Raw genomic sequence first — 2,647 nt, 5'->3', positions numbered from 1 at the left:
GGTTACGGTAGATCAAAAGTTTGAAAAGATCGCCCTTAAACTGGGCAGGACTAAGCGGCAGGTGTTTATCCAGATGGTCGATTACTTTTATAAAAGCAAGAAAGACCCGCAGGACCTGAATGATGAATTACTAAAAAATGCGTTGATGAAGAATCACCAACAGTATATCGGTTTTATCAAAAGCCAGGAGAATATGCTGCTCATTCCAATTAAAACAGAAATGGACCGGGTTTCAGTATCACAAGCCAAGATCATCGAACGTTTTAATACGCAAATCCTCAAGGCGAATGCGGATTTGCTGAATAATCAGCACGTTCTGGCGCAAAAGTTAACAGGAATAGATGCGCTGATGGATAACATTTCGAAAAACCAAAAAAGTAAAGATCAGCTGAAAAAACAGTTCCTGTTCATTCTTGACGGCTATATCAGATCAAGGGAGGCTTTCGGGATGATGACATCGGGCCGGGAAAAAGAGGAGCTGATCGCTGTTACCAGATCGCAAATTAGTTTGCTTTAATCTTGTATTTTAATTCCCCTTTAGGGGGTTAAGGGGCATTATGTTTATCAATATTACAGACAGCAAAGAAGCGGCAAATAAAGGCAGCAGCGCGGGGCTGGTAAATTACCTGGAAAAAGAGAACAGGCTTGACTATAAGCAGGAACCCGAATACTGGTTCAATGGTCAGCAGATGAGGATCGAACCTTACCAGGTCATGCGCAGTATCGATAATAATGTCGCCAAGCTGGGTAAAGACGATGCTAAGTTTTTCCTGGTCAATATCAGCCCGAGCCAGAAGGAGATCAGGTTTCTGAAAGAACAGTATGGTGAGGAGGGTGCTAAAGAACAAATGAAGGGCTTTGCAGTAAGAGTGATGGATGCCTATGCTAAAAACTTTAACCGGGATGGTGTGAACAGTAACGAAGACCTGTTATGGTTTGCCAAGTTGGAAAAACACCGTTATTACAACTACAATGACCCTGAAGTAAAACAAGGCCTGAAACAACGGGGAGAACGTAAAGCGGGCGAGCAGATGCATGTGCAGGTTATTGTAAGCCGTAAGGATATAACCAATAAGATCAAGCTTAGCCCGATGAATACGTCAAGGGGAAAGAATGCGAAGCATTCTAAAAAGATGGGGCAGTTTGACCGGGTGGCATTTAAACAGAGCGGGGAATCTCTTTTTGACAGCCTTTTTGGGTTTGACAGGCAGCTTAAAGATACGATGGCATTCGCCAATGTACAGAAGAACGGCGAGCTATTGCAGCGAGAGCAGATGGGCGTGTTGGCCGAAGGTGCTTCGCAGAATTATGAAAGCAGGTCGGTGGCTAATGAACTTGCGCAAGGAGTTGCGGATGGCCTATTTACGACAACGGCCGCAATGTTATCCACAGCAGGTAAGACAGCAGCAAGCTTCCTGGAAGTAATGCTGGAACCAATGTATACAGGAGGTGCTAATATTGTCCCGGAAAGCGAAGCAGAGGCAAAGAAAAAACGAAAGAAAAAATCTCAGGGCCAACATGTGTCGCGTTGAGCAAGGGCGCTGTTACTATAACAAATAGATATTTTTTTTGCAGTGGAAGTGGTCATACGGCTGCGACAGGCGGCTGCATTTCACCACGCGCTTCGCTCCGGGTTCCATTACGCCGCCAGCCTCGCCGCCGCACGTGCAGGAGTGTATTCGTTCCTCATACACACCTGCCTTTCCCGGCACGCAGTCATCGGTTAGTCACAGCACCGCGGTCACAAAGATAGCTACGCAGGAAAACCGTCAAGGGTATATAAATCACGGCTATCGCCGTGCCCCTTGACAGTTTTCCTGCTAACAGCCCCGGTTGTTTAAGCGGTGATATGACTGAGTGTGTGTAGTTGAAGAAGGGGGACACGGCACATATAATTTTTACCCTCGCAAATTATCGCTTTATGCCGCCGCTACCCAATGAACGCCCAGGATTCTGATCTTGTTCTGGTTTTATTATTATACGTTGTTGCTCTTGCGTTTTCTCCATGGATGTACCCATGTCTTGAGCAATGCGGTTAACCCATTGCGGTAAACTAGGAGCCTGTTCAACAAGTTTGCCGTCCGCGTATTTCAGATATACTGAAATATTTTGTCCCTTTTCCTTAGATGCGGCTTTCATCAGGATAACCTGGTCAAAAGCACCGTAATATTTTTGTAGGTTAATTAAAGACTGCTCATAATTGGCTTTGATGTTATCTGCCGATACATCATGCCCTCCTTTAGCTACTCTTAAACGTACACGCTCAAAAGACATAGCAATTTCATCCAGGCCAAAGAAAAATAATCGGGTACTGTAGCCCTTAAGCTTAAATTCATTGACTGATTTCAGGATATCTTCTGTTCGAAAGTTAGTCTCGAAAGCACAGGTTGCATTTTTGGCTTGCATGGTTTCTTTCCAATCCGAAAACACATGCCCGTTAACTGCGTCATATAAATTACCGCTGTTTAAACCTGGAAATTGCTTTTTAAGCAGTATAAATTCTTTATCGCCATCAAAAATAGGAGTACCAAGTGGTACCATAGAGGATGACAGCGTGCTTTTACCGGCGCCATTTGGCCCGGCAAAAACAAATAGTTCCGGCTGTTCCATTAAAATCTCCTGCTAACTATCTGGCTGTCACCTGTGG

General features: G+C 44.7%; 3 protein-coding genes. 2 read left to right on the top strand and 1 reads right to left on the bottom strand.

The window, feature by feature from the left end; genetic code table 11:
* Positions 1 to 517 (top strand): BfmA/BtgA family mobilization protein (locus AC1DPZ_RS25210; protein ID WP_477408662.1); only part of this gene is annotated, 517 nt, incomplete at its 5' end.
* Positions 518 to 557: 40 nt separating this feature from the next.
* Positions 558 to 1,532, top strand: a complete 975-nt coding sequence (locus AC1DPZ_RS25205) for a DUF5712 family protein (protein ID WP_477408660.1) — start codon at positions 558 to 560, stop codon at positions 1,530 to 1,532.
* 379 nt (positions 1,533 to 1,911) lie between these two features.
* Here AC1DPZ_RS25205 and AC1DPZ_RS25200 read toward each other — a convergent pair whose 3' ends face one another.
* Positions 1,912 to 2,610, bottom strand: a complete 699-nt coding sequence (locus AC1DPZ_RS25200) for an ATPase (RefSeq protein WP_477408658.1) — start codon at positions 2,608 to 2,610, stop codon at positions 1,912 to 1,914.
* Between the last annotated feature and the right edge of the window lie 37 nt (positions 2,611 to 2,647).

It is taken from the genome of Mucilaginibacter sp. P4_G9, assembly GCF_056400985.1.
The sequence above is the reverse complement of the archived record's forward strand: the minus strand, read 5'-3'. Positions and strand labels throughout refer to the sequence as shown.